The organism is Candidatus Vesicomyosocius sp. SY067_SCS001 (genome assembly GCF_014706615.1).
In the GTDB taxonomy this organism is placed as follows: Bacteria; Pseudomonadota; Gammaproteobacteria; order PS1; family Pseudothioglobaceae; genus Ruthia.
On the sequence record NZ_CP054877.1, the window covers coordinates 393,178 to 418,772 of the forward strand.

The 25,595-nt window shown below is 30.4% G+C and carries 28 protein-coding genes and 3 tRNA genes; 24 read left to right on the top strand and 7 right to left on the bottom strand.

Annotated features, from left to right (window positions below; genetic code table 11):
- The first annotated feature begins 5 nt into the window (after positions 1 to 5).
- The 8 genes from cgtA to thiL are packed head-to-tail and all read left to right on the top strand — an operon-like array spanning position 6 to position 5,925.
- Positions 6 to 1,010 carry an Obg family GTPase CgtA gene (gene cgtA / locus HUW60_RS01905; protein ID WP_190600752.1) on the top strand — a complete coding sequence of 335 codons (1,005 nt, stop codon included), beginning with the start codon at positions 6 to 8 and terminating at the stop codon, positions 1,008 to 1,010.
- Positions 1,007 to 1,777, top strand: a complete 771-nt coding sequence (gene proB, locus HUW60_RS01910; RefSeq protein WP_190600753.1) for a glutamate 5-kinase — start codon at positions 1,007 to 1,009, stop codon at positions 1,775 to 1,777. The genes cgtA and proB overlap by 4 nt, the downstream gene beginning before the upstream one ends.
- Positions 1,771 to 2,244 carry a 2-amino-4-hydroxy-6-hydroxymethyldihydropteridine diphosphokinase gene (folK, locus tag HUW60_RS01915; RefSeq protein WP_190600754.1) on the top strand — a complete coding sequence of 158 codons (474 nt, stop codon included), beginning with the start codon at positions 1,771 to 1,773 and terminating at the stop codon, positions 2,242 to 2,244. Before proB ends, folK begins: the two co-directional genes overlap by 7 nt.
- Positions 2,241 to 3,023 carry a 3-methyl-2-oxobutanoate hydroxymethyltransferase gene (gene panB / locus HUW60_RS01920; protein ID WP_190600755.1) on the top strand — a complete coding sequence of 261 codons (783 nt, stop codon included), beginning with the start codon at positions 2,241 to 2,243 and terminating at the stop codon, positions 3,021 to 3,023. The genes folK and panB overlap by 4 nt, the downstream gene beginning before the upstream one ends.
- The gene (gene panC / locus HUW60_RS01925) at positions 3,023 to 3,871 is read left to right on the top strand and encodes a pantoate--beta-alanine ligase (protein WP_190600756.1); all 849 of its coding nucleotides are present in this window, start codon (positions 3,023 to 3,025) and stop codon (positions 3,869 to 3,871) included. The genes panB and panC overlap by 1 nt, the downstream gene beginning before the upstream one ends.
- A complete protein-coding gene (locus tag HUW60_RS01930; RefSeq protein ID WP_190600757.1) occupies positions 3,864 to 4,442 on the top strand; it encodes an NfuA family Fe-S biogenesis protein in 579 nt (192 codons plus the stop codon). The genes panC and HUW60_RS01930 overlap by 8 nt, the downstream gene beginning before the upstream one ends.
- Positions 4,443 to 4,486: 44 nt before the next feature.
- Positions 4,487 to 4,996: a hypothetical protein gene (locus tag HUW60_RS01935; protein WP_190600758.1), complete on the top strand. Its 510-nt coding sequence runs from the start codon at positions 4,487 to 4,489 to the stop codon at positions 4,994 to 4,996.
- Positions 4,996 to 5,925 (top strand): thiamine-phosphate kinase, encoded by a 930-nt coding sequence (thiL, locus tag HUW60_RS01940; RefSeq protein ID WP_190600759.1) that lies wholly within the window; start codon positions 4,996 to 4,998, stop codon positions 5,923 to 5,925. The genes HUW60_RS01935 and thiL overlap by 1 nt, the downstream gene beginning before the upstream one ends.
- A gap of 18 nt (positions 5,926 to 5,943) precedes the next feature.
- On the opposite strand, the gene dksA is transcribed toward thiL, so the two are convergent.
- Positions 5,944 to 6,354 carry an RNA polymerase-binding protein DksA gene (gene dksA, locus HUW60_RS01945; RefSeq protein ID WP_190600760.1) on the bottom strand — a complete coding sequence of 137 codons (411 nt, stop codon included), beginning with the start codon at positions 6,352 to 6,354 and terminating at the stop codon, positions 5,944 to 5,946.
- Positions 6,355 to 6,444: 90 nt separating this feature from the next.
- Between dksA and HUW60_RS01950 the strand changes: the two genes are divergently transcribed.
- The 7 genes from HUW60_RS01950 to HUW60_RS01980 all read left to right on the top strand — a co-directional run bounded on the left by HUW60_RS01950 (position 6,445) and on the right by HUW60_RS01980 (position 13,905).
- Entirely contained in the window at positions 6,445 to 7,206 is a 762-nt protein-coding gene (locus HUW60_RS01950) for an HAD-IA family hydrolase (RefSeq protein ID WP_190600761.1), read from the top strand.
- Positions 7,190 to 8,167, top strand: coding sequence for a threonine ammonia-lyase, biosynthetic (gene ilvA, locus HUW60_RS01955; RefSeq protein ID WP_190600762.1), 978 nt, complete (start codon positions 7,190 to 7,192; stop codon positions 8,165 to 8,167). Before HUW60_RS01950 ends, ilvA begins: the two co-directional genes overlap by 17 nt.
- 466 nt (positions 8,168 to 8,633) lie before the next feature.
- Positions 8,634 to 9,884 (top strand): NADP-dependent isocitrate dehydrogenase, encoded by a 1,251-nt coding sequence (icd, locus tag HUW60_RS01960; protein ID WP_190600763.1) that lies wholly within the window; start codon positions 8,634 to 8,636, stop codon positions 9,882 to 9,884.
- Positions 9,885 to 10,105: 221 nt separating this feature from the next.
- On the top strand, positions 10,106 to 10,297 hold the full coding sequence (locus tag HUW60_RS01965) for a hypothetical protein (RefSeq protein WP_190600764.1): 192 nt from the start codon (positions 10,106 to 10,108) through the stop codon (positions 10,295 to 10,297).
- 257 nt (positions 10,298 to 10,554) lie between these two features.
- Positions 10,555 to 11,079 (top strand): hypothetical protein, encoded by a 525-nt coding sequence (locus tag HUW60_RS01970; RefSeq protein ID WP_190600765.1) that lies wholly within the window; start codon positions 10,555 to 10,557, stop codon positions 11,077 to 11,079.
- A 254-nt stretch (positions 11,080 to 11,333) separates the two neighbouring features.
- Positions 11,334 to 11,409, top strand: a tRNA-Asn gene (locus tag HUW60_RS01975).
- Between the two features lie 1,236 nt (positions 11,410 to 12,645).
- Positions 12,646 to 13,905 (top strand): DUF2130 domain-containing protein, encoded by a 1,260-nt coding sequence (locus HUW60_RS01980; RefSeq protein ID WP_190600766.1) that lies wholly within the window; start codon positions 12,646 to 12,648, stop codon positions 13,903 to 13,905.
- Positions 13,906 to 13,958: 53 nt separating this feature from the next.
- On the opposite strand, the gene HUW60_RS01985 is transcribed toward HUW60_RS01980, so the two are convergent.
- Positions 13,959 to 15,137 carry a pyridoxal phosphate-dependent aminotransferase gene (locus HUW60_RS01985; protein WP_190600767.1) on the bottom strand — a complete coding sequence of 393 codons (1,179 nt, stop codon included), beginning with the start codon at positions 15,135 to 15,137 and terminating at the stop codon, positions 13,959 to 13,961.
- A 461-nt stretch (positions 15,138 to 15,598) separates the two neighbouring features.
- Here HUW60_RS01985 and HUW60_RS04965 point away from each other — a divergent pair, with 461 nt between their 5' ends.
- The 5 genes from HUW60_RS04965 to queE all read left to right on the top strand — a co-directional run bounded on the left by HUW60_RS04965 (position 15,599) and on the right by queE (position 17,444).
- Positions 15,599 to 15,739: a hypothetical protein gene (locus HUW60_RS04965; protein ID WP_238924515.1), complete on the top strand. Its 141-nt coding sequence runs from the start codon at positions 15,599 to 15,601 to the stop codon at positions 15,737 to 15,739.
- 21 nt (positions 15,740 to 15,760) lie between these two features.
- Complete coding sequence (locus HUW60_RS04970) at positions 15,761 to 15,865, top strand: hypothetical protein (RefSeq protein WP_238924516.1); 105 nt, start codon at positions 15,761 to 15,763, stop codon at positions 15,863 to 15,865.
- A 480-nt stretch (positions 15,866 to 16,345) separates the two neighbouring features.
- Positions 16,346 to 16,636: a hypothetical protein gene (locus tag HUW60_RS04975; RefSeq protein ID WP_238924518.1), complete on the top strand. Its 291-nt coding sequence runs from the start codon at positions 16,346 to 16,348 to the stop codon at positions 16,634 to 16,636.
- A gap of 71 nt (positions 16,637 to 16,707) precedes the next feature.
- Complete coding sequence (locus tag HUW60_RS04980; protein WP_238924534.1) at positions 16,708 to 16,788, top strand: hypothetical protein; 81 nt, start codon at positions 16,708 to 16,710, stop codon at positions 16,786 to 16,788.
- Positions 16,789 to 16,802: 14 nt separating this feature from the next.
- Entirely contained in the window at positions 16,803 to 17,444 is a 642-nt protein-coding gene (gene queE, locus HUW60_RS01995) for a 7-carboxy-7-deazaguanine synthase QueE (RefSeq protein WP_190600768.1), read from the top strand.
- On the opposite strand, the gene HUW60_RS02000 is transcribed toward queE, so the two are convergent.
- The 3 genes from HUW60_RS02000 to HUW60_RS02010 form a co-directional block, all read right to left on the bottom strand.
- Complete coding sequence (locus tag HUW60_RS02000; protein WP_238924520.1) at positions 17,445 to 17,936, bottom strand: Hsp20/alpha crystallin family protein; 492 nt, start codon at positions 17,934 to 17,936, stop codon at positions 17,445 to 17,447.
- Positions 17,937 to 18,171: 235 nt separating this feature from the next.
- Positions 18,172 to 19,269 carry a chorismate synthase gene (gene aroC, locus HUW60_RS02005; protein WP_190600769.1) on the bottom strand — a complete coding sequence of 366 codons (1,098 nt, stop codon included), beginning with the start codon at positions 19,267 to 19,269 and terminating at the stop codon, positions 18,172 to 18,174.
- Between the two features lie 543 nt (positions 19,270 to 19,812).
- Positions 19,813 to 19,886: transfer RNA gene (locus HUW60_RS02010), tRNA-Arg, on the bottom strand.
- A 192-nt stretch (positions 19,887 to 20,078) separates the two neighbouring features.
- Here HUW60_RS02010 and pyrF point away from each other — a divergent pair.
- From pyrF to pdxH, 4 genes are all read left to right on the top strand, one after another.
- Complete coding sequence (gene pyrF / locus HUW60_RS02015) at positions 20,079 to 20,774, top strand: orotidine-5'-phosphate decarboxylase (protein WP_190600770.1); 696 nt, start codon at positions 20,079 to 20,081, stop codon at positions 20,772 to 20,774.
- A 19-nt stretch (positions 20,775 to 20,793) separates the two neighbouring features.
- Positions 20,794 to 20,870 (top strand) — tRNA-Val (locus tag HUW60_RS02020).
- 329 nt (positions 20,871 to 21,199) lie between these two features.
- On the top strand, positions 21,200 to 22,393 hold the full coding sequence (gene ubiM / locus HUW60_RS02025) for a 5-demethoxyubiquinol-8 5-hydroxylase UbiM (protein ID WP_190600771.1): 1,194 nt from the start codon (positions 21,200 to 21,202) through the stop codon (positions 22,391 to 22,393).
- On the top strand, positions 22,393 to 23,031 hold the full coding sequence (gene pdxH / locus HUW60_RS02030) for a pyridoxamine 5'-phosphate oxidase (protein WP_190600772.1): 639 nt from the start codon (positions 22,393 to 22,395) through the stop codon (positions 23,029 to 23,031). The genes ubiM and pdxH overlap by 1 nt, the downstream gene beginning before the upstream one ends.
- Here pdxH and aroE read toward each other — a convergent pair.
- Both aroE and HUW60_RS02040 read right to left on the bottom strand, forming a co-directional pair.
- Positions 23,020 to 23,823, bottom strand: coding sequence for a shikimate dehydrogenase (aroE, locus tag HUW60_RS02035; protein ID WP_190600773.1), 804 nt, complete (start codon positions 23,821 to 23,823; stop codon positions 23,020 to 23,022). The two genes, pdxH and aroE, sit on opposite strands and share 12 nt — an antisense overlap.
- On the bottom strand, positions 23,816 to 25,546 hold the full coding sequence (locus HUW60_RS02040; RefSeq protein ID WP_190600774.1) for an Rne/Rng family ribonuclease: 1,731 nt from the start codon (positions 25,544 to 25,546) through the stop codon (positions 23,816 to 23,818). Before HUW60_RS02040 ends, aroE begins: the two co-directional genes overlap by 8 nt.
- Positions 25,547 to 25,595: the final 49 nt, after the last annotated feature.

Consider the following 25,595-nt stretch of genomic DNA (forward strand, 5'->3'; position numbering starts at 1 on the left):
CCTTTATGAAATTTGTTGATTCTGCCAGTATTCGTATTGAGGCTGGTAAAGGTGGGGCAGGGTGTTTGGGCTTTCGTAGAGAAAGGTATATCTCTGATGGCGGTCCTGACGGTGGTGATGGTGGTGACGGTGGTCATGTGTATTTTCAAGGGCAAGATGGATTGAATACACTTAGTGAGTTTTGTTTTAAACGTTTGTTTAGGGCAAAAAATGGACAACCTGGATCAGGCCAAAATAAACGCGGAAAATCAGCACAACATTTGACGGTCGGAATTCCATTGGGTACTAAGGTTTATGATCTTGCAACTGATGAGTTAATTGGAGAGATGACTAAACATGAACAAACTATACTAGTAGCTAAAGGTGGTTTTCATGGGTTAGGTAATACACGATTTAAATCTAGCATTAATCGCGCTCCTAGAGAAACTACACCAGGTTTTCCAGGTGAAGTTCGTGAGATTGGTCTAGAGTTAAGCGTTATGGCTGATATTGGTCTTTTGGGTATACCTAACGCCGGTAAATCAAGTCTAATTAGACAAATTTCAAGTGCAAGACCTAAAGTTGCTGACTATCCATTTACTACGTTACACCCATCGTTAAGTGTGGTATCTTGCTATGATAAGCATATTGTCATAGCAGATATTCCAGGGCTAATTGAGAATGCTAGTAAAGGCGCTGGCTTGGGTTTTAAATTTTTAAAGCATTTGTCACGTGTAAAAGTATTGTTGCATGTTGTGGATATTTTGCCAGTTGATGGGTCTGATCCAGTTAAGAATTTTTTAATCATTGAAAAAGAACTTAAAAGATATGATCAAGAACTGTCCAATAAGGAAAAATTATTAGTGATTAACAAAATAGATTTATTGCCAGAGAAGGATAGGAATACTATAGTTCAAAGTTTATTAAAAGATATTTATTATAAGGGTAAATTTTATAGTATCTCTGCTTTGAATGGTTTTGGTTGTAAAGATTTAGTTGCTGGATTATTTAAATTAGTGATAATAAAATGAATAATAAAAGATGGGTAATTAAAATTGGATCTTCGCTTTTAACTAATGACGGTAAGGGTTTAGATAAAACTTTTATTGCTGCTTTGGTAAAGCAAATTAAAGAATTAAAGCAACAAAATATTGATATTATTTTGGTTTCAAGTGGTGCAATTGCTGAGGGTATGAAACGTCTAGGTTGGCATGGTCGTCCTGAAAATATACATAAATTACAAGCAGTAGCAGCAGTAGGTCAAATGGGCTTGATACAAACTTATGAAACTTTGTTTTCTCAGTATAATATTCATACTGCTCAAGTATTATTAACACATGTTAATTTAGCAAATACTGATCAAAGTAATAATATTTCTGCTACTTTAAATACATTATTAAATTTTGATATAGTGCCAATTGTGAATGAGAATGATACTGTTGCTACAGATGAAATTAAATTTGGTGATAACGATACCTTAGCGGCATTGGTGGCAAATTTGGTTAATGCAACTCAATTGGTTATTTTGACAGATCAAGGTGGTGTTTATGATGCTGATCCACGTCAAAATGCTGATGCTAAATTGATTGATAAAATTCATGTAAATAACGAAAAATTAACACAAGTTGCTAATAGAACAGGCGGTTCATTAGGATCTGGTGGTATGTATACTAAAGTATTAGCAGCTCAAATAGTTGCTAAATCAAATATGATTACTATTATTGCTTCAGGCAGACAAGCAAATGTTTTGTCTAAAATGTACGCAGGCGAACCTATTGGGACATTGATTTATTGTTAGCATATATTGGATTAGGGTCGAATCTTAATCACCCTAAAAAACAAATTAAAAATGCATTGATTGCGCTTAATTCTACTAAAGGTATTAAGGTGGATGGTTTATCAAATATGTATCAATCTAAGCCGATTGACGGTTCAAAGCAACCTGATTATATTAATGCCATGTGTCAGGTTGACACACACTTGACTGCATTAGAATTGTTGCATGTTTGCCAAGATATTGAAATTAAACAGCATCGTGTGCGCGAAAAAAAATGGAGTGCAAGAACCATTGATTTGGATATTATTATTTATGGTATGCAAGTAATTGTTTCTAGACAATTGATTATTCCACATCCTAAAATGATGAATAGGGCATTTGTATTGGTACCGTTAGCAGAAATAGAACCTAACTTTAAAGTACCAGTTTTAGGACCTATTCAAAATTTGATTGATAAGTTAGATACTACTGAATTGGTTAAATTATGAATATTGAAGCACTAAAGGTCTTTAAAGAATCTGGAGAAAAAATTACTTGCTTAACCGCTTATGATGCTTCATTTGCATCAGTCTTTGATGCATGTGGTATTGATATTATTTTAGTGGGAGATTCACTTGGCAATGTCATTCAAGGTGACAAAAATACATTGGATGTAAGTATGAGTGATATGATTTATCATATGCAGGCAGTTGCTAAAGGTACACAAAATGCATTAAGAGTTGTAGATATGCCTTATCAAAGTTATACCTATGCTGAACAAACTTTAGTAAATGCTAAGCGTCTAATAATGGCAGGTGCACAAATGGTCAAACTTGAAGGCGGATGTGAACATGAAGCATCTTTTAGAATCTTGCAAGATAATAGTATTTTTGTTTGTGGGCATTTAGGGTTACAACCACAATCAGTAGTAGAAATAAATGACTATAGAGTGCAAGGTAGAGGAAAACAAGGCGCTAATAAAATTATTAAAAATGCTTTAGCATTAGCTTCTTGGGGTGTTAAAGTAATAGTGTTAGAATGTGTACCTGCTGAATTGGCTAAACAAGTATCACAATCTGTGAGTATCCCTATTATTGGTATTGGTGCCGGTTTAGATTGTGATGGACAGGTATTAGTAAGTTATGATATGTTGGGTGTGAATGTAAGGCGTGTACCAAAATTTGTTAAAAATTTCTTAACTGATAATGGTGATGTAAAATCTGCTGTTAATGCCTTTATCAAGGCTGTAAAAGATGAGTCTTTTCCAAGCAAGAAGTACAGTTATTAATGAAGTTGTGCTATCAAAATATTCAAATAACTGAGCTTGTTAACGATTGGCACGAGCAAGAGAAAACTATTGCATTTATTCCTACAATGGGGGGGTTGCATCAAGGACATTTATCATTAATTGATATTGCTAAACAAAAAGCTGATAAAGTTGTTGTTAGTATTTTTGTTAATCCAGCTCAATTTGATAAAAATGAAGATTTAGATAGGTATCCTCGTTCACTTAATGCTGATTTAATAGAATTAGAGGAAAATGTTGATAGTGTTTTTATTCCAGATGTTAAACAAATTTATCCTAATGGCATAAGTAAACATATTGATGTTGGGATGATTGGACGCATTTTATGTGGTAAAACTAGACCGCATTTTTTTAATGGGATGATACAGGTTGTGGAAATATTGTTTGAAATTGTACGACCTAATGTTGCAATTTTTGGTCAAAAAGATTATCAGCAATTATTAGTTATTAAACAAATGGTTAAAAATTTATCATTGGATATATGTATAGAATCTGGTGAAATAATTAGAGAAAGAAGTGGCTTAGCAATGAGTACTAGAAATCAGTATTTATCTGACAATGATGTTAAAATAGCTGCTAACTTGTACAGGATATTAACTTATGTTAAGAATGAGGTTTTACAAAATAAAAAAATTGATGTGTTAAAGAAAATGGCAGAATTTGACTTAAAACAGCATTTTAAATTGGATTATCTTGAAGTGTTAGATGCAAATACCCTTAAACAAATTACTGATAATACATGTCAAATTATTATATTATCTGCAGTATTTCTAGGCTCTGTACGACTCATTGACAATATCATTTTCTTAAAAAGGGATAACTATGTTTAATATTACTAATAAAGCAAAAGTTTATATGGCTGATTTATTTGCTCAACAAGATGAGAAAGACCTCGGCTTAAAGGTGGATATTGAAAAGGCAGGTACACCTGCTGCTACAGTTATTTTTAATTTTTGCTTTCCTAAAGAATTGAGCAAAACGTATCAAAAATTTGAATATGAAGGGTTTTATGTTTATATTGATAAGCTAAATTTTGTATATTTAAAAGACTCAGAAGTTTCATTAAAAGATTCAAGTGTTGGTAAGAAGTTAATTATTACAGCGCCTAATGCCAAAGGCGAAGAGCCAAAAGAAGATGCGTCTCTTGAAGAGAAAATAAAATACGTTATTGCTGCTGATATCACTCCTGGGCTTGCCTCTCATGGTGGTTTTGTTGAGCTAGTTGAGATTACTAAGCAAATAGATGTTATTCTTAATTTTGGTGGTGGTTGTCAAGGATGTTCATCGGTTAAATCTACTTTAGAACAAGGTGTTGAGGCTCAACTTAAAGCACGCTTTCCAGAAATTAAATCTGTACGTGATGTTACAAACCATGCAAATACTGATAATGCTTATATGTAAGTAATACTTTATTAGATTAGTAATGTAGTGTAAACTTAATAGTTATGATTACTGTTATTGATGCTAGCATTAAAGAGCGTAGAGAAGCTAAAGCAGCACATGAATTATTTACTATTAATACGGTTATTGTTAATTTATTTTTTACCTTGGGTCTGATTAAATTACTCAATATTGACATGAATAGTGCAATTTATTTGTCTATTTTAATTTCCTTTGTCATTATCATCTATACTTATTTTAGAACTAAAAAAGCTAAAAGTAATGATGCGTATTTAGTTTATTTACACTGGCAGCTTTCACTTAATCGTTACAAATTACTTATTAGTGCTTATGTTTTTTATTTTTTAGTTACTTCACTAGGATTGATTATTTCAACAGATGTACCTGTAAGCATGGATGGTATAAGAATTATTGATTCAATTTTGAGTTTATTTGGCATAGTTCCATTATTTTTTTGTATTTTACTGTCCGTTGTATTAGGTTCTGGTTCAATGTTTAATGCTGGTCGTAGTGAAATTAATCAAAAATTAGTACAAAAATATCCTAAAAGTTAGTGAACGAGTTCTCTTTAATTGAAACTTATTTTAATTGGGGTAGTTCGAGTTTAGCTAATTTAGGGATTGGTGATGATTGTGCTGTGATTAATATAGATCCTAATTATCAATTAGTAACTAGTGTTGATACTTTGATTGAAGGCGTGCATTTTCCTTTAAATACTAGCGCAAGCGATATTGCCTATAAATCTTTGGCAGTTAATTTAAGTGATTTAGCAGCAATGGGAGCATGTGCAAAATATTTCACACTTGCACTAACATTGCCAAATATTAACAAGAAATGGCTTAGTCAATTTTCTACTTCACTTAAATCCTTATCAGATGAATTTGGTATTATATTGGTTGGTGGGGACACTACAAAAGGTACTCTAAGTATCACTATTAATGTTACAGGGGTAGTTGAAAAAGACAAAGCATTATTACGTTCATCTGCCCAAGTAGGAGATTTAATTTTTGTGTCTAATACGATTAGTGATGCAGCTTATGCTTGGAAGCAATTACAGAATAATCAAATACCTTCTGAGTATGCTATTAACCACTTTAATCGACCTAAGCCACAATTAGTTTTAGGGCGACAGTTATCAACTATTGCTAACGCTTGTATTGATATTTCTGATGGTTTAGAACAAGATTTAACGCATATTCTTACTTGTTCTAATGTAGGTGCGAGTATTAATATTGATGATATCCCATTGACTAATGAGGTTAAAACTTATATTACAAAAACTAATGATTGGTGTTTGGTACTAGCAGGCGGTGATGATTATGAATTATGTTTTACTGTACCAGTTAAAAATATGAATTTACTAAAAAACCTACAAAGTAAAAATAATGTTACAGTCACTCAGATTGGTATTATTAATGATTCTATGATATTAACCAAAATTGGAACTTTTGATAAGCAGTGTTGTTTTTACCAGCATTTCTAGTTAGTGAATAGATATTTTTTAAACTTCTTTTTTTTCTGCAATGGTTTTACAATCAATACATTCATCAGCAGTAGGACGTGCTTCTAGTCGCATTAAGGAAATTTCCGCACCACATGTTTTACAAAAACCATAATCACCTAGTTCAATAATATGCAAAGTTTTGTCAATTTTTCCAATCAGTTTTCTTTCACGGTCACGTGTCCTTAATTCTAAAGCAAATTCTTCTTCAAGAGTAGCTCTGTCGTTAATATCAGCAACTTGATTTGAATCTTCTTGGATATGATTAATAGTTGATTCAGCATCATCAACTAATTGTTCTCTCCACGTGTTTAATTTATTTTTAAAATGTTCAAGTTGAGCATCATTCATAAACTTTTCATTTTTCTTAGGTTGATAATCAAGAATTTCTTGATAAATTGATTGCGACATAATAGCTAGATTAATTAAAAATAGTATGTTTATACCTAAACTACCTTAAAATAGCAATTTATTTTTTATATTTTTTATATTAAATTTTTTATGGCATTAGAAGCATTAATCTTTGATGTTGACGGAACTATTGCAAATACTGAACGTGATGGACATTTGAAGGCCTTTAATTTAGCGTTTAAGGAATTAGACTTAGATTGGCACTGGTCAAATAAAATTTATCACGAGTTACTTAATGTAACAGGAGGAAAACTACGTATTAAATATTATTTAACAAAATACAATACAACATTTGAGCATCAATATTTGGATAATTTCATCGACTCTATTCATCAGTTAAAGACTAAAATTTATGTACGTTTAATGGGTCAAGGAGCAGTGCCTTTACGGATAGGTGTTAAACGTTTGTTTAATGAGGCAAGAAAAGCCAATCTAAGATTGGCAATTGCCACAACGACAACGTCTATTAATGTTGATGCTTTGATTACAAGTACATTAGGATCTGATTCACTAGATTGGTTTGAGATTATTGGTTCTGGTAATATTGTGTCAAAGTTGAAGCCAGCTGGTGATATTTATACTTACGTATTAAAGCAGATGAGATTGGACCCTGCAAAATGTTTGGCTTTTGAAGATTCACATAATGGTATTATCTCAGCTACCGAGGCTGGGTTAAAAACTTTGATTACTACTAATGAATATACCAAGTCTCATCGTTTTGATGGTGCGATGGTGGTGCTTAATCATTTAGGTGAGTCTAATGTACCTTTTCAGTTAATTAAGGGCGATAAAACTAATGCAACTTATGTTAGTATTGATTATTTAAAGGAACTCTATGCAAAATATTGTTAGCCGTATTAAACGAGATGTTGTTAATGAGGTTGTTAGAAAAACTCAATTAGAATTTGCTAGTCAAATTAGTATGCATTTAGATAATAAAATTTATTTAAAACGTGAAGATTTAACCCCTGTACATTCTTTTAAATTGCGTGGTGCTTATCATAAGATTAGAACACTAAACATTCGACAATTGTCTAAAGGTGTGATTACTTGTTCAGCTGGAAATCATGCACAAGGTGTTGCTTTTTCTGCAAAAAAATTAGGCATTTATTCTGTTATTGTGATGCCTAAAATCACTCCAAAAATTAAAGTTGACTCGGTTAAATCTTTAGGTGCAGAAGTTATTTTATTTGGAAATAGTTATGATGCGGCTTATGATTTTTCGCAAAATATCGCCAAGAAAAAAGGACATATATTTATTCACGCATTTGATGATCTTGATGTTATTGCTGGACAGGGAACGATTGCTTATGAGCTTTTGGAGCAATTGGATGATATTGATTATATTTTTGTTCCAGTTGGCGGCGGCGGTTTAATTACGGGTATTGCTAGTGTGATTAAAACGCAACGACCAAAGATTAAAATTATTGGTGTTGAGCCTGTTGGTTCTGCTGCATTTACACGTTCAATTAATAGTAATACACATGCTGTTCTAGACGAAGTAGATATTTTTGCTGAGGGTGTTGCGGTTAAGAAAGTTGGATTTGAAAACTTGAGAATTGCTAAAAAATTGGTTAATGGTACCGTTTTGGTTAGTAATGATGAGATGTGTGCAGCAATTAAGGATATTTATAATCAGAATCGTTATATTGTTGAGCCTTCTGGTGCATTGGCTTTGGCTGGGATAAAGCGTTATATTTTTGATAAACAATTGCATAATAATAATATCATTAGCATTGTTAGTGGCGCAAATATGAATTTTGATCGTTTACGGTATATTACTGAGCGTGCTAATCTAAACGAGTGTAATTAGAAGGTTTTTAGTTAAATTAAACATTAATTTTATTAATGAGGTCATTTTTTATTGTTTTGGGTTTTTTTTGACGCCCATGCGTTTTACTTAATTTTATAAAAAATTAGTAGTTATTGGAATATTTCATATTTTAGTTATTTTAATTATGGTGCTTATTTTTGATCGTGTATAAGTATAAGTTATAGATATATCTAACCTTATCAATTCTAACCTTATCAATATGTTAATAATTAATCACAAAAATATTGAAATATTTCGTATCTCAAATTTAAAGGTAAAAGGTTATCAACAGCGTTGATTAAAGAACTAAATCAATTTGATTAATTAGTTATGAGAGTAGTTTTTGATGATTCTAAATTATGATTAAAAACTTATATTTGAATAAATTTTTAGGCAAGTAATTACTATTTAAATAGTAATTATGCTAAAATAATGCAGTTTTTAACTGCATTACTTATTCATAATTATGACTTACCAACACATTAAAATACCTCAAAAAGGTGAAAAAATTAGCTTTGAAAAAGGAGTTATTAAAGTACCAAATTATCCAATTATTACTTATATTGAAGGTGATGGTATCGGTGTAGATGTATCACCAGTGATGAGAAAAGTGATTGATGCTATTGTTGCTAAAGCATATAACGGTTCAAAAGTAATTCAATGGATGAATATTTATGCAGGAAAAAAAGCAAATGATATTTATGGTGAGTATCTACCCCAAGAAACTTTAGATGCTATAAAGGAATTTTCAGTTTCTATTAAGGGTCCGTTAACCACCCCGGTTGGGGGTGGTATTCGTTCTTTAAATGTAGCTATTCGTCAAATATTGGATTTATTTATTTGTCAACGCCCAATTAAGTATCTTAAAGGTATTCCATCACCAGTTAAAGCCCCTGAAAAGGTTGATATGGTTATTTTCAGAGAAAACTCTGAAGATATTTATGCAGGTATTGAATATCAGGCAGGCACTGCTGAGGTAAAAAAAGTTATTGATTTTTTACAATATGAAATGTGCACGAAAAAGATTCGTTTTCCTGATACTTCAGGAATTGGTATTAAACCAGTTTCTAAAGAGGGTACAGAACGTTTAGTACGTGCAGCTATTCAATATGCTATTGACAATAATAAAGATTCAGTAACTTTAGTACACAAAGGTAATATTATGAAATTTACCGAAGGTAGTTTTAGAAATTGGAGTTATCAATTAGCATGTGATGAATTTGGTGCAACTACCATCGATGATGGGCCGTGGAAGTCGTTTAAAAATCCAAATACAGGCATGGTAATTATAATTAAAGATGTTATTGCAGACGCTTTTTTGCAACAAATTCTTTTACGTCCTGAGGAATATTCGGTAATTGCGACACTTAATTTAAATGGTGATTATATTTCAGATGCATTAGCTGCTCAAGTGGGTGGTATTGGCATTGTGCCAAGTGCTAATCTTTCAGATACGATAGCAGTGTTTGAAGCAACACATGGTACAGCGCCAAAGTATGCAGAACTTAATAAAGTTAATCCAGGTTCAATTATCCTTTCAGCAGGAATGATGCTTAGGCATATTGGTTGGATACAAGCGGCTGATATGGTTTTAGAGGCAATGTCTAATGTTATTCAAAATAAAACTGTAACTTATGATTTAGAAAGACTTATGGATGATGCGACACTGTTATCATGCTCTGAGTTTGGGGATGCACTCATTGATTATATATTATAAAATTATTGTTTATTAATAAACTTACCATATTTCTAATATATGTATTATTCGTTCGAGTGGATATTAATTTGCGTATTTATATTACATATATTTTAATTAGGAGAAAAAATGAAAAACGTAATAAAACTATTGGTAATTATCTCATTTACATAGGTATTTTGGAATAATACAAACTCGGCTATGGCAATAATCTTTCTAACTGGACATTTTTTAGGTAAAGAGTGACTTTTCATTATAATAATGAAAATACCCCTAACAATATATTTACTGTTTCAGCATATGAGAATGCAACTGGTGTGGTTTCTAAAAATACTAGGAAAAGGATAATGCTTATGTTAAATGTTGCACAGATGGAAAGTTTGTGGGAAATACTGACAGTAGAAATCAAAAATATTCAAATGGTGTTAAATTAAGGCTATTTTATGGTGGTTTCTGTTATTACTATATTAAATTTTGAGTATTTTTCCATATTTGTATAATTGTTTTAGTGAGATTATCTAGTGATATTTCTATTTTAGAATAAATGCTTTAATAGAAAAATGTATGATAGATTTCTATAATGTTATTATCAGTTAATATTTATCGTATAATATCTAATATAGACACAGAGTCTGATACTTAAAACCCTCTTAATAATAAGAGCGTTATACTTTTAAATTTGGAGATTAATATGAAAAAGATAATTGCTATTGCTACTTTAGTAGCTGCTACATCAGCATCAGCTGGTTTCTTTAACAATGGTTCAAATAATAATGGCTACGGCTATGGTAATGGTTCAAATAATTGGGGCCCATTTGATGGTGGTTCTAATTTTGGTCCAATGAATGGAGGTTCTAATTGGGGTCCTTTTTCAGGTGGTAATAATTGGGGCCCATTTGATGGTGGTTCTAATTTTGGTCCAATGAATGGAGGTTCTAATTGGGGTCCTTTTTCTAATAATAATGATATGAACAATGATTCTGATTGGGGCTTCCATTATAATAATAAGAATAAAACTAAAAATGTTTCTAATGTAACCGCTGATGGTAAATATGCAGGTACTGCTGATGCATTTGCTAAAGGACAAGCTGATGCATTTGCTAAAGGACAAGCTGATGCATTTGCTAAAGCTCAAGCTGATGCTTATGCTAAAGGTTATGCAGATGCTAAAGCTAATGCAACTATTGATAGTCGCGATCAAGTGATTGTTAAGTAAGTTTTTTTAGTATTTAAGGATCACTAAAGATCATCCTTTTTTGGGGTGGTCTTTTGCGTTTGGTAAAATTTTAGTAGTTTTAGAAGATTTTAGTATTAGCTTAAACAATTATAATTATAAAAATAACTATTTTATAGCTATGCTATTGAGTAATGATTTTTTTAGTATAAAACCATACTAACTTAAAAGTTATAAAAATAACTGACCTTTAGATTGCTTTAGTAATCATGTATCATTATAATCTTATCTATTATTCCTTGATAGCTCAGTTGGTAGAGCAATGGACTGTTAATCCGTTTGTCGGTGGTTCGAGTCCACCTCGAGGAGCCATATTTTTTACGTAAGTTATTGATAATTTATATTAATATTATCAATTTTATAATATGTATCAAAATACCTACTATATACATCAAAGAAATAGTTTGTACTATTATGTTTAATGACATAATAGGTCTACATTCAAATAGTTGAATTAGTACTCTTATCTATGAAGACATGGATCACTAAATTTAAATGTAGTGATTAGTAAATATTAGTATGCAGTTAAGTATTTGGAGGTAATAATTTTATTTACTACATTATTTTAGTAGATGTATTTCAAAGTTGTGATAAATATACTAACTTATATATCTTCAACTGTTTATATCTTATTATCTAGGTTGAAAAGTCTCTTTTCTAAGGATTTGTTACTCTTATATATTTATTATAATTGTAAAATATTTATAATAGCCTAAGAGGCTTTATTTTGTACATAATTTGATGAGCAGGTCAGGTATAAAGTTCAAACTTATATTCAGTATGATTTATATTATTAATTTAGATAAAATTGCCATTGATTTAGATTAGTTATTTGATTAAATTAAGAAACAATAATTATCATTATCATTGTTAAAAATATGTTAATAAATTTTTGTTATTTATTGATTATTTTGATGTATTTTAAGTTATTTTATTTAGACAGAAAAAACAGATTTAAAACCTTAAAGTATATTGTATATATATATTACGTATTTTTTCTTAAAATTTTTTATATTTAGTGTGACGAAAGATAGTTTTATATCTCGGTAATTCAGTATAAATTAATTATACTTATATTTTAAAGGTGTACTTCTTAAATATGGAAAGATAATCTTTATATTACTTTAGTACTAAAGTTTTGTTGGGTTTCCTAAAGTATTTAATTTTTATTCCTGATAATTTAAGATGATGATTCGTGAAAAATGGTTTTTCACGCTAGTTAATAACTTAGGAAAAATTAAAGATACATGGTATTGTAATTTTGGTATCTTTTTACCCTATAAAATGATGAGTTTGATATTCTTACAGAAGAAGAATGTTAATTTTTTAAAGGTATTAAAAATAACGAGAAACTATTAAAAGAATTATTTGATAAATTAGACAAGTGATAGATAAGTTATTCTATATATAAGGTAGTATAGATATTGTATTATTCATATAATAAAAGTATCTATTGCTAAATATATAAGGAGTTTTTAGAATTGTGCTAACTTAACAAATTTAATGCTGATATTGTTTATTACTTATAAATAAGCCAAGGAGAAGAAAGTGGTACATAAAATTGAATGTGAACATTGTGGTAATAAAATCAATATTGAACAATCAATATGGAAAAGTATATCAATAGATTTAAATTCTAAATATGTCAAAAAAAATGTTGAAATTAAAGTAAGAGAGAAAGCACTTAATGATAAAAAAGAGAAGCAGGATGAAGAGGTTGCTTTTTTAGTAGCGCAGGAAAAGAGTGTATTAGTAAAAGAATACAACAATGTACAAAAAATTCAAGCAAAGATGATTCAAACTGAAGTTGATAAAAGAGTGATTTTAGATAAAGAATTTTTAGATAAACAGATACGTGAAGAGGTTAAAAATGATTTAGAAGATGCTAAACAGAAAAATATAGAAAATAACAAAATTAAAATAGAAAACATTAGGTTAGAGGCTACAGTTAATACAATGGAATCTCAACATCAGGTAGATATCGAAATGAAGGTAGCTGAAGCTATTAATTTATCTGAAAAAAAAGCTATAGAAGATAGAGAACAGCAACGTAGTGAGAACGATGTGAAAATGAAACAAATGCAAAAAAGTATAGAAGATGCACATCGCCAGTCTAATCAAGGTTCCATGCAGATTCAAGGCGAAGCTCAAGAACAAACTATTGAGAGTTTTTTAAAATATAATTTTCCGTTAGATATAATCGAACCAATCAAACAGGGTGCTAGGGGAGGGGATTATTTGCAATATGTAGTAAACAATAATAATCAAAAATGTGGAATAATTTATTATGAAAGTAAAAGAACAAAGAACTTTGAAAATTCTTGGGTACAAAAATTCAAAGCTGATATGCGTGAGAAGAATGTAGATATAGGTGTTTTGGTAACACAAGCTATGCCAATAGGTATGAAGCGTGCTGGATTAGTAAAAGGTATTTGGGTATGTTCACTTGAAGAGTTTAAAATGATATCTTATATTCTTAGAAAACAGTTGATTGAAATATATAAAATTAGGGGTATTAGCGAAAATAGAGAAGATATAGTAAGTCATTTATATAGATATTTAACTAGTAGTGAATTTAAAATGGATATGGAAGCAATAGTTGAAGGTTTTACAGAGATGAGATCAGATATTGATTCAGAAAAAAAGGCCTTTAATAGAATATGGAGTAAACGAGGTAAGCAACTTGAAAAAATTATGCTGAGTACTGTAAATATGTATGGATCACTACAAGGTATTTCAAATAATTCTATTGAAACAATTAATGGGTTGGAGTTACCTGGAGATCATTATAGTTCAATTAAAGAATGATAGAGTGTATAAATTTTTTTAGACCCATATAGATTTTATTTTATAATAAGTTTTTATACTTTTCTGATCTTATCAATAGCTTTTCTGATGTTATCCATACTTGTGGCAAATGAAAAACGTATATAACCTGGCATACCAAAATCTGAACCTGGGACTAATGCAATATTCAATATTTCTAAGCAGTAAGTAGATAGTTCAATATCATCTTTTAAACCAAGACGGTTAATTAACCCCTCAACTCTTGGAAAGGCATAAAAGGCGCCTTGTGATTTAGGACATTCAATGCCATTAATTGTATTTAATGCATCAACAATAAAATCATGTCTTTTTTTAAAAGCACAAACCATTATGTTGATAATGCTTTGATCACCATTTAAAGCCTCTAAAGCAGCTGCTTGGGAAATAGAGCAAGGATTAGAAGTGGATTGACCTTGGATTTTTTTCATGGCTTGAATAATATCTTTTGGACCTGCACCATATCCAATTCTCCAACCAGTCATTGCATAGGCTTTAGAGACTCCATTCAGAATAATAGTGCGGTCTTTTAGTGTTTTATCAACCATAACAATGTTAACAAAATTCTCATTATTGTTCCAATGAATATGTTCGTAAATATCATCAGTGATGATTAATATTTTTGGGTATCTTTTTAATACATTTGCTAAAGCTTGTAATTCAGCTTGAGAATAAACTGCACCTGTTGGGTTGGAGGGGCTGTTAATAACAAATAATTTAGTATTATTGGTAATATTTGATTCTAATTGTTTTGGTGTAATTTTAAAATTTTGTTCCAATCCTGTTGTAATAATAATTGGTGTTGCATCAGCTAAAAGAGTTATATCTGGATAACTTACCCAAAAAGGTGCGGTAATAATTACTTCATCACCCTTGTTTAGTACTGCTTGGCAAAGGTTATAAAATACTTGTTTTCCACCTGATGAAACAATTACTTCGGTATTGGTGTAAGTTAGGCTATTTTCTCGTTTAAATTTATCAATAATTGCTTGTTTTAATATTGGTGTTCCATCTACCATTGTATAACGAGTTTGACCATTCTTAATAGCTTGTATAGCTGCTCTTTGAATATTGTTAGGTGTATCAAAGTCTGGTTCTCCTGAACCCATAGATATAATTTGAATACCTTTAGATTTTAATTCGTTGGCTTTGGCAGTGACTTCAAGTGTGGCTGATGGTTTAATTTTTTGAATTCTATTGGAAAGATATGTTGACATGATTATGTAATAATAAAATAGATTAAAATTGGGTGCTTATGTTAATGAAAAAATCTTTTGTGTGGATAATAAATTTCAACTGATATCAAATTACCCCTAGTAGAAATCAGTTAAAAACGATTAAAATTTTGGTTGACAGAATGAATTATGATTCTAAGTTCCAAGTATCACTTGGTGTAATTAGTTCGGGAAAGACCTTTACACTAGCTAAATGTTATTCACTATAATAAACACCATAGTTTAATTATAGTACCAAACAAAACATTAGTAGCACAATTGTATAATGAAATGAAAGAGTTATTTTCACACAATTCAGTAGAATATTTTGTTTTTATTATAATTATTATCAGCCAAAGTCTTATGTTACTGCTTCTGATACTTGTATCAAAAGGAGGATTCTTTTATTAATAAACAAATAGAGCAAATATGTCTTGTGCTACTACCAAGGCTTTATTAGAGACGTGGATGATATTATTATTATTGCTAGAGTGTCTGCTATTTACGGTTTAGGCAATCCTGAAAGTTATATGGCGATGCTACTACTACATTTAAGTATTGTGAAAATTATTAATCAGCGTGGAATACTTTTACGCCTATCATAAATACAACATTCATGTAATGACATGACTTTAATATGTGGTTATTTTAGAGTTAAAGGTGAGGTAATTGATATTTTCCCTGCAGATTCTAAAAAGCAAACTATACTTATTGAGATGTTCTATGAATAAATTGAACAACTTTATTGGCTTGATTCTTTAATAGGTAGAAAGCTATAATTTTTACAAAAAAATATTATGTTACACTAAAATCTAAAATCTAAAATCTAAAATTTTGAATATATTGGATTATATTAAAGAAGAGCTAAAGGATTAAATAAATGCATTATTATTTGTTAATAAATTGGTTGAAGAGCAGCGTCTAACACAACTTGTACACATGGATATTGAAATGATAAGAGAATATAAGATATTATACAGGTATTAAGAATTACTCAGGTTATTGCCTGGTCAAAAACCTGGTGTATCCCCCAGGTTTTATTGTATTATTTGCTATATAATTCATTGATTATTTTAAGATGAGTCACATATTACTGTTAGTCAAATTTAGTGGTATGTGTAAAAGGCGATAGGGCTCGTAAAAACGCTTGTTGAATGTGGTTTTTGTCTATCCAAGTACCTTAGATAATATATCACTTAGATTTTCAGAATTTGAAGATAGAGTTCATCAATGTATTTTGGTATCTGTTACCTCCTGTACGATATGAACTAGAAGTTTCTAGTATCATTACTAACTTGGTAAGATCAACAGTATTATTAGATCCTAAAATTGATATTTTCTCTGTGAATACACAGGTAGATGATTTACTTAGTGAAATACTAATATATTTTAAAGTGGATGAACGTATACTAGTTACAATTTTGACCAAAAAAAATGATATTACACCTAAAGGTGTTTCCAAACTTATTATCAATATTCTTGATAATAAGTTTAATAAATAACATATATAGTAGTTCTTATTCAACTTTAGCCAGTGTAATTAGCAAAATAAATTAAAATATTAGAAGAGAAAATGTATAGTTTTGCTACCGATTTAGAGTTTGAATATGCAGTAGATATACGTAATCAGATTAAACAACTAAAAGACACTTAATTTTAAAAAATATTATGATTAACGTTAAATTAAATATTAATGAAATATTTTACTCACTTCAAGGTGAGGCACGTGAAGTTGGTTTGCCTAGCGTATTTATTCGCTTAACTGGTTGTCCACTTAAATGCACATATTGTGATACTGAATATGCATTTAAGGGAAATAATTTAATGAAAATTGATGCAATCATTAGTGAAATAAAACAATACGACACCCCTTATATTTGTGTAACAGGTGGCGAGCCTCTATTACAAAAAAACTGTTATTTATTGTTAGATAGATTGGTTGAAAATAATTATCAAGTGTCTTTAGAAACTAGTGGTAGCATTAACATACAAGATGTTAATGCTTTAGTGTCAATAGTTATGGATGTTAAAACCCCAAGTTCTGGTGAATCTGAACAAAATAAGTACACAAATTTTAAAAAACTAACCGTTAAAGATCAGCTAAAATTTGTCATTGGATCACATTCTGATTTTGACTGGAGTGTGGCTATTTTGAACCAATATTCTATCACTGCAGGTGTATTATTCTCACCTGTATTTGGCAATATTACACCAATGCAATTAGCAGATTGGATTTTGGATAAACAATTGAATGTGCGATTACAATTACAATTACATAAATTACTTTGGGGTGATGAAAAAGGAAAGTAACTATTGAATAGATATTTTTTGTACTTCTTGTGGTTTTTTCTGCTTAAGTTTTGGAATAGAGATATTCAGTATATTGTTGTCAAGGCTTGCATTGATATTATTGGTATCAACATCATCTGGTAGGGTAAATTTTTGGAAAAAACTGCTAGACGAAGTGCTTAAACTGTGATTGTTACTTTGAACTTTTTTGACACACCATTTGATTAAAATAATGTTATTATTGGTATAAATATTAAGATTTTCTTTACTGATTCCATTAACTTTTATTTGGATAATAAAACTATTTGTTTGATTATCAAAGTATCTTCTACTTTGTGTTCTAAGGTTACTATAGTTTTGTGTTTGATTAATTTTATAATGTAGTTGTTTGAACTTTTGTTCAAAATCGTGCCAAATAAAATTGTTATCAAAGAGAGTGCTATTAAATAAATGGTTGTTATTGGCATTAATTGTGCTGGAAATTAGTAATATAGATAGTAGTATCTTGTACATTATTTTTCTTAGAATGGTTTTTATTAATTTTATTATACTAATTAATAGCTATATTTTCAAGGCTAAATCAAGCTAATTTATGATTTTTATATTTTTAAAATTATTTTTTTAGGAGTAAAATACTTGCAAGTTATGTGTATTGGAAATAAGTAAGAAGATATTAGGCCCATAATGTTTACCTAGTAAGTTTTAATATCGCTTATGTTATTTTATTTTGATTGTGTAGTGAACAAATCTATATTGAGGATGGAATAATAGGTGTAATTGATGCAACGTTTGAGTTTTGAGCCCGATGACGCATGACGTGATCCATAATGGTTATTGCTAGCATAGCTTCAGCAATAGGTGTTGCACGAATGCCTACGCAAGGGTCATGTCGTCCCTTGGTGATTACTTTAATAGGCCTTCCATTTTTATCAATACTTTCAATTGGTAAGTTCAAACTTGAGGTTGGTTTTAGTGCAATAGACACCAAAATATCTTGACCTGAACTAATTCCACCAAAAATGCCACCAGCATGATTTGACTTAAAACCTGTCAAGGTAATGGCATCACGATGTTCAGTACCTTTTTGGTTAATTACTCTAAATCCATCACCAATTTCAACCCCTTTTACTGCGTTAATGCTCATCATACTATGGGCAATATCTGCATCTAATCTATCAAAAATCGGCTCTCCTAATCCAACAGGCATATTATTTGCTATGATGTTGATTCTAGCACCTACTGAATCACCTGATTTTCGCAAAGTATCCATATATTTTTCTAAAATTTTAACTTTACTAACATCGAGGCAAAAAAATGAGTTGTTGTGTATTTCGAGCCAATCATAATTTTCAATTTTAATAGGTCCTAGTTGAGATAAATAACCTTTAATTTCAATGTCGTACTCTTGGTTTAAATACTTTTTAGCAATACCACCGCAAGCAACACGCATAGCAGTTTCTCTTGCAGAAGAACGTCCACCTCCACGATAATCTCTAATACCGTATTTTTGATGATAAGTGTAATCAGCATGACCAGGTCGGAAGGTATCTTTAATATTTCCATAATCTTTGGAACGCTGGTCTGTATTTTGAATGATGAGTGCTATTGGTGTACCTGTTGTTTTTCCTTCAAACGTGCCAGATAATATTTTTACTAAATCCTCTTCATGGCGCTGACTAGTGTGGCGGGAAGTGCCTGGCTTTCTAAGATCTAAATCATCTTGTAAATCAACCTCAGTAAGCGTCAGTCCTGGAGGACAACCATCTACAATACCAATTAATGCCTTACCATGAGATTCACCTGCTGTGGTAACTGTAAATAATTTTCCAATTGTATTGCCACTCATTTACCATTCCTTATGTAGGATAATATTGTTATAAATTATTGTCTTAGTTCGTTTTTTAAGTCTTTAAAAATATGTTTTTGAATAGGCTTCTTAATGTTGTTTACAATAGTACCTATCTTAATTCTTGTGTGGTTTGGATTGTTTTTCAATTTTTACACAATTGGTAAGTCATGTTTTTTACAAAAACCTATTTTATTAAAATTCTTTTTAAATTCAGTTAAGTTTTTTATATTATCATTAGTTGCAAACGCCACACTCTTGAGAATTGTGATATTTAGAGCAACGACACATATATAATATTGGTAATTTTATTGACGTAGTTTAAATTGTACTGATTCACACAAACATTTGTACTTGATGTAAGAAATTTATTTTTAAAAATAATTATACCTAGTCTATTTAACTAGATGGTTATATAGTAAAGTAATTATAAGATTAATAATACTTGTGTCAAAAAACGTATAATACTAATAACTCTTAAAGTTAAAATGTTATTGTAAAGATTTTAATATTAATTTTTATGCATTTTTACTTTTTTAATTGTGCCTCCGGTGCGATTTGAACACACGACCTACCGCTTAGGAGGCGGTTACTCTATCCAGCTGAGCTACGAAGGCAATGTGCTTATTATCCATGATATAATTATATATTGAGATCTTTGCATTATTCTTTTATCTGATTTATTGATGATAATATGTTTTACTTATTTTTTAGGTGGATATTTATTTGAATGAAGTTTTATTTTACAAATTTGTAAAATTTAAATCACAGTATAATTTTAATACTTTTTATATTTATTTTAATCAAACATGAAGGATATTAAAGTTGAGAATAGACTTATATTTGCTTTAGATGTGCCAGAAATTGAACAGGCTAAAGATTTGGTAATTCAACTGGATAATAGTATTAATTTTTATAAAATTGGTATGGAATTATTAATGACAGGACAATACTTTAATTTGCTTGATTGGTTATTAGAAAAAGACAAACAAGTTTTTGTGGATTTAAAATTTTTTGATGTACCAGAAACTGTAGGTAGAACCATTAAACGCTTAAGCCAATATGGGGCTACTTTTGTAACTATCCATGGTAATCAAGCACTTATGGAAAAAGCTAATGAAAATAAAAACAATCTTAAAATTTTAGCAGTAACTGCGCTTACTAGTGTTGATAGAGGTGATTTAGATGATTTAGGTTTTGATTGTGATGTGCTGGAGTTGGTTGTTTCTCGTGCTAAACGTGCTTTTGAAGCTGGTTGTGACGGTGTGGTATCCTCTGGACTTGAAGTGCCATTTTTGCGTGAATATGTTAACAATAAACTAATTGTTGTTACACCAGGTATCCGTCCTGTGGTTAATGATGATGATCAAAAACGTATTGTAGGGGTAGCAACAGCATTTAACTCAGGGTCAGATTATATTGTTGTTGGTCGTCCAATTAAAAATGCTACTAGCCCGTACCAAGCTGCGAAAGATATTCAAACAATTATTAAAGGTTGTTTTTAAGTAAAATTATAACTTCTTTAGTCGCGTAGCTCAGTTGGTTAGAGCGCTACCTTGACATGGTAGAGGTCGGTGATTCGAATTCACTCGTGACTACCAAAGAGATAGTCAGTTTTTTAAAATATTTAGGGGATTTTAGAATAAAACAAATAACTTAAACTATATATCTATTTTTAATTCCAAATGGAGAATTTTTATAATGCCAAAACTTAATAATGTAAATAATAAGATTATTTAGATACATATTTTATAAGTGTAGGCAACCCCAACAATAAGTATTAAAACTAATAATAGTTAAATATATTAAGGATAAACACTAATTTAATTTACTAATTAAATAAAAAATATAGTCAAATTGGATAACAATATAAATCATAGTAAGTGCTCGTGGTTATAATGCAGTATATTATTTTAATTTTTTTTGTTTAATGAAAGTTGATATTGTAATTATTGGCGGTGGTCCAGTTGGTTTAAGTTTTGCTAGTGCTATGCTGAATTCTAATATTAAAATATTATTGATTGAAAGATCAAGTCTTGACTCTATTGCAAGCCCTCAGGTAGATGGTAGAGAAATTGCATTAACACATTTGTCATTAAAAATTTTAAAGAAGTTGGGTGTTTGGGATTTAATCAATCAAGCAGAAGTTTCTCCTTTAAAAGAAGCAAAAGTGTTTGATGGCGATTCACCTTCTTTATTGAATTTTACAACTAAAAATACTTCAATAGAAGCCTTGGGTTATTTAGTTCCTAATTATCAAATAAGAAAAGCGCTTTATACAAAAGTTAAACAGAAAAAAAAGATTGATATTATTACTAATATGGTAGTTGAGGATGTAATCCAATTGGATGAGTGTTCACAGGTTATTTTATCTAATGGCGATAAGATTGAGACTAAATTAGTTATTGCTGCTGATAGTCGTTTTTCAGATATTCGTAGAAAAGTTGGGATTCCGACCTTGATGAAGGATTTTTCTAAGCTTATGATTGTTACTCAAATGAGTCATGAATTATCACATAATAATGTTGCTTTAGAACGCTTTGATTATGGTAGAACATTGGCATTATTACCAATGGTAGGCAATATTTCATCTATTGTATTAACAGTTAAAATCAACCAATCTAAAGCAATACTTGAAATGAATGAAACTGATTTTAATCACATGATAACACAATCATTTAAATATGAGTTAGGGCAAATGATACAAATAGGCGAGCGATATTCTTATCCATTGATTGCAACGCACGCTCAAACTTTTATTTCTAAACGATTTGCATTGATTGGTGATGCTTCAGTAAGCATGCATCCTTTAACTGCGCATGGGTTTAATTTAGGTTTAAGAGGGCAAGCTATATTAGCTAAATTAGTTAATGAGGCTTTAGACAATGGTCAAGACATTGGTTCTAAATCCTTACTAAAATTGTATGAGAAAAAGCATATTAATTTAACTAGACTTATGTTTTTTAGTACTAATAGCATTGTGGCATTATTTACTAATGATGCACCGTTGATTAAACAAATAAGGAGCTTTGTGCTTAAGTTTGCCGAGCATTTTCCACCTATTAAGTATCTTATTTTTAATCATTTAACACAAGATAAAAAGTATAAATCTTTTCATTTTTAATGAAAGTTGATTTAATTGGTCTTAGGCGTGAATTTAGTCAGAGTGGATTAAATCGGACTGATTTGAATAATAGTCCTTTTTGTCAATTTAATTTGTGGTTTGAGCAAGCTCAAAAAGCAGATATTATTGAGCCAAGTGCTATGAGTTTAGCAACAAGTGATAATAATGAAATAGGTATTAGAACTGTATTACTTAAATATTTTGATATGTATGGTTTTGTGTTTTTTACAAATTACAATTCTAAAAAATCTAAACAACTTCAATCCAATCCGAATGTAGCTTTGTTGTTTCCATGGTTGGTTTTAGAGAGGCAAGTTAAAATTTCTGGTTATGTGGAAAAGATCAGTATGCTTGAATCCTTAAAATATTTTTCTTCTAGACCTAAAGCTTCCCAATTGGGTTCCTGGGCATCTCAACAATCATCAAACTTATCCTCAAGGAAGGTGTTATTATCTCAATTTGAACTAATGAAGGTTAAATTTAGTAAGGGAAAAGTGCCATTACCTGATTTTTGGGGCGGGTATCGTGTTGTGCCATTAAAAATTGAATTTTGGCAAGGAAGGGAAAATCGATTGCATGATCGATTTGTATATCAACTAAATAAAGGTAAGTGGAGAATTGAACGTTTAGCGCCTTAAGTTACTTAGAACTTTTTTAGTATCAGGTTTAGTACCTGTCCAGAATTCAAAAGCTATTGCTGCCTGTTCAACTAACATGCCCAAGCCATCACTAATCATTTTGGCGTGGTTGGTTTTTGCCCAATCCATAAATGGAGTTTGATACCCATACATTAAATCGTAACATATCGTATTATTGGCAACATTAAAGGCAATATTAGGTATTTTTCCATCAAGTGATGCACTAGTAGCATTGATAATAATATCAATTGACTCATGTTTAATTTTATTTAAACTAATACTACAAGTATTGCCAAATTTAGAGAAGTTTTTAGCTAGTCTAATTGCTTTAGAATGTGTTCGATTAGAAATGATAACTTGATTAGGCCCTTGTTTTAAAATAGGGAATAAAATTCCTTGAGTTGCACCACCTGCACCTAAAATTAGAATAATTTTATTTTTTAATTTAATACCAATATTATGAGTTAAATCTTTAATTAGTCCAATTCCATCGGTATTTTCACCAAAAATTTTATCAGCCTCTATCTTAATAGTATTAACTGAACCTGCTATTTTGGCATTTAGTGTAAGTTCGTTTGCAAATTTAAATGCATCTAATTTAAAAGGCATGGTAATATTAAAACCATTTCCCCCTTGATTGATAAATGCTTGTACTGGGGATACAAAGTCATCAACAGGTGCTAAGATTTTGTCATAGCTAATTTCAAAACCAGTTTGCTTAGCAAACTGGTTTTGAATATATGGCGACAAACTATGATGTATCGGATTACCAAAGACAGCGAATTTATACATTATTAATCTTATTTTTATTTCGGTTTCTATTATTAGGATTTATTTTACGTTTATTAGGTTGTTTTTTCTTCTTTCCAAATAAAGTATTTTTGATTTTATCAAACAAGAAAATTTTCTTTTCAGGAACGCGAGTATTAGGTCTATTGACATTAATGGCTGGAATTTCAGCTTGATTCGCAAGACCATTCTCAACTAATATATGTTGGGGCTTTGAAATACCTTGGTAGCTTTTATGTTGTGATTTTTTACCCCATTTTTGTTTATTAATAGTGAAATTAGGAAATTGCATATATGGATTAGGCAATAAGGTAATTTTAATACTATGTTTGTCTTCTAATTTTATTACCTCTTGGCGTTTTTCATTCAAAATGTAAGTAATCACTTCTATACTTGATTGAATGGTTAAACGTGCTGTTTGTTTGGCAGCATTACAGCTATTTTCAAGTTGTCTTAAAATGGTTAATGCTAAAGTTGGAATAGTTGGAATAGTGCCACGACCATGACAAATAGTGCAAGGCTTTTCGACTGATTCAGTGACTGAGTTCATCAAGCGTTGTCTTGACATTTCAAGTAAGCCAAATTGAGAAATTGTACCAATTTGAATACGTGCTCGATCTGAATTGATCGCTTTTTCCATAGCCTTTTCGATTGAAACTCTATGTTCTTCAGAGGCCATGTCTATAAAATCAATTACAATTAATCCACCAATATCTCTTAATTGTAGTTGTAGGGCAATTTCTTTAGCTGCTTCAAGATTAGTGTTGTAGGCAGTTTCTTTAATGCCAGCACCTTTAGTAGCACGAGCAGAGTTAATGTCAATTGAAGTGAGTGCTTCAGTTGGATCAAAAACAATAGTGGCTCCTGTTCGTAACGATACTTCACGGTTAAATACACTTTTAACTTGGGTTTCGATGCCCATATGACTAAATAAAGAGTGTTCTGAAACATCAAAAAATTTGATGCGATCTAAATAGTGTGGTAATACAAAGCTGACAAATTCTTTAGCATTTTGAAAAGCTTCCAATTCATCAATAATGACACTATCAGTATCAGAGCGAAGGTGATCTCGTAATGTGCGAATAATAATATCACTTTCTTGATAAATTAAGAAAGGTGCACCATGTACTAAAGCCATTGTGTTGATTGATTTCCATAAGTCAGATAGATAATCTACCTCCCATTGCAATTCTTCAAAACTTTTTCCAGATCCGGCAGTACGAATGATTAAACCTGAATGTTTAGGTAAAATAATTCTGCTAATAATTTCTTTTAAAGACTGTCGATCTGAGGAGACTATTTGTCTTGATATACCATGACTTTTCGGATTATTTGGCATTAAAATCATATAAGCACCGGCAAGATTGATATAAGTGCTAAGTGCCGCACCCTTATTACCACGTTCTTCTTTTTCAATTTGAACAATAATTTTTTGTCCTTCTTTTAAAACATCAGAAATGGTCAGTTTTTCACATTCAACTTTAGTGTCATTATATAAAGTTTCAGCAATTTCTTTAAAAGGTAAAAATCCTTGTTTTTCTTTGCCGTAGTCAACAAATGCTGCTTCTAGTGATTGTTCTATTCGAGATATTCTACCTCGGTAAATATTACCTTTTGTTTTTTTATTAAGGCTAGTTTCTATATTAAGACCAGTTAGTTTTTTGTTTTTTATAATACCTACTCTGATTTCTTCGGAGTGGGTAGCATTGATTAAAATATGATTCATGGTTAAGTCCTAGAGTGAATGAATTTGGTTGCGCATATAAAAGGTTCAA

What these genes read in the sequence shown, in the direction of transcription:
- cgtA (WP_190600752.1), top strand. Translation starts at nt 6, where the DNA reads ATGAAATTTGTTGATTCTGCCAGTATTCGTATTGAGGCTGGTAAAGGT.
- proB (WP_190600753.1), top strand. Translation starts at nt 1,007, where the DNA reads ATGAATAATAAAAGATGGGTAATTAAAATTGGATCTTCGCTTTTAACT.
- panB (WP_190600755.1), top strand. Translation starts at nt 2,241, where the DNA reads ATGAATATTGAAGCACTAAAGGTCTTTAAAGAATCTGGAGAAAAAATT.
- panC (WP_190600756.1), top strand. Translation starts at nt 3,023, where the DNA reads ATGAAGTTGTGCTATCAAAATATTCAAATAACTGAGCTTGTTAACGAT.
- HUW60_RS01930 (WP_190600757.1), top strand. Translation starts at nt 3,864, where the DNA reads ATGTTTAATATTACTAATAAAGCAAAAGTTTATATGGCTGATTTATTT.
- HUW60_RS01935 (WP_190600758.1), top strand. Translation starts at nt 4,487, where the DNA reads ATGATTACTGTTATTGATGCTAGCATTAAAGAGCGTAGAGAAGCTAAA.
- dksA (WP_190600760.1), bottom strand. Translation starts at nt 6,354, where the DNA reads ATGTCGCAATCAATTTATCAAGAAATTCTTGATTATCAACCTAAGAAA.
- HUW60_RS01950 (WP_190600761.1), top strand. Translation starts at nt 6,445, where the DNA reads ATGGCATTAGAAGCATTAATCTTTGATGTTGACGGAACTATTGCAAAT.
- ilvA (WP_190600762.1), top strand. Translation starts at nt 7,190, where the DNA reads ATGCAAAATATTGTTAGCCGTATTAAACGAGATGTTGTTAATGAGGTT.
- icd (WP_190600763.1), top strand. Translation starts at nt 8,634, where the DNA reads ATGACTTACCAACACATTAAAATACCTCAAAAAGGTGAAAAAATTAGC.
- HUW60_RS01970 (WP_190600765.1), top strand. Translation starts at nt 10,555, where the DNA reads ATGAAAAAGATAATTGCTATTGCTACTTTAGTAGCTGCTACATCAGCA.
- HUW60_RS01985 (WP_190600767.1), bottom strand. Translation starts at nt 15,137, where the DNA reads ATGTCAACATATCTTTCCAATAGAATTCAAAAAATTAAACCATCAGCC.
- HUW60_RS04970 (WP_238924516.1), top strand. Translation starts at nt 15,761, where the DNA reads ATGACTTTAATATGTGGTTATTTTAGAGTTAAAGGTGAGGTAATTGAT.
- HUW60_RS04980 (WP_238924534.1), top strand. Translation starts at nt 16,708, where the DNA reads ATGTATAGTTTTGCTACCGATTTAGAGTTTGAATATGCAGTAGATATA.
- queE (WP_190600768.1), top strand. Translation starts at nt 16,803, where the DNA reads ATGATTAACGTTAAATTAAATATTAATGAAATATTTTACTCACTTCAA.
- HUW60_RS02000 (WP_238924520.1), bottom strand. Translation starts at nt 17,936, where the DNA reads ATGTACAAGATACTACTATCTATATTACTAATTTCCAGCACAATTAAT.
- aroC (WP_190600769.1), bottom strand. Translation starts at nt 19,269, where the DNA reads ATGAGTGGCAATACAATTGGAAAATTATTTACAGTTACCACAGCAGGT.
- pyrF (WP_190600770.1), top strand. Translation starts at nt 20,079, where the DNA reads ATGAAGGATATTAAAGTTGAGAATAGACTTATATTTGCTTTAGATGTG.
- ubiM (WP_190600771.1), top strand. Translation starts at nt 21,200, where the DNA reads ATGAAAGTTGATATTGTAATTATTGGCGGTGGTCCAGTTGGTTTAAGT.
- pdxH (WP_190600772.1), top strand. Translation starts at nt 22,393, where the DNA reads ATGAAAGTTGATTTAATTGGTCTTAGGCGTGAATTTAGTCAGAGTGGA.
- aroE (WP_190600773.1), bottom strand. Translation starts at nt 23,823, where the DNA reads ATGTATAAATTCGCTGTCTTTGGTAATCCGATACATCATAGTTTGTCG.
- HUW60_RS02040 (WP_190600774.1), bottom strand. Translation starts at nt 25,546, where the DNA reads ATGAATCATATTTTAATCAATGCTACCCACTCCGAAGAAATCAGAGTA.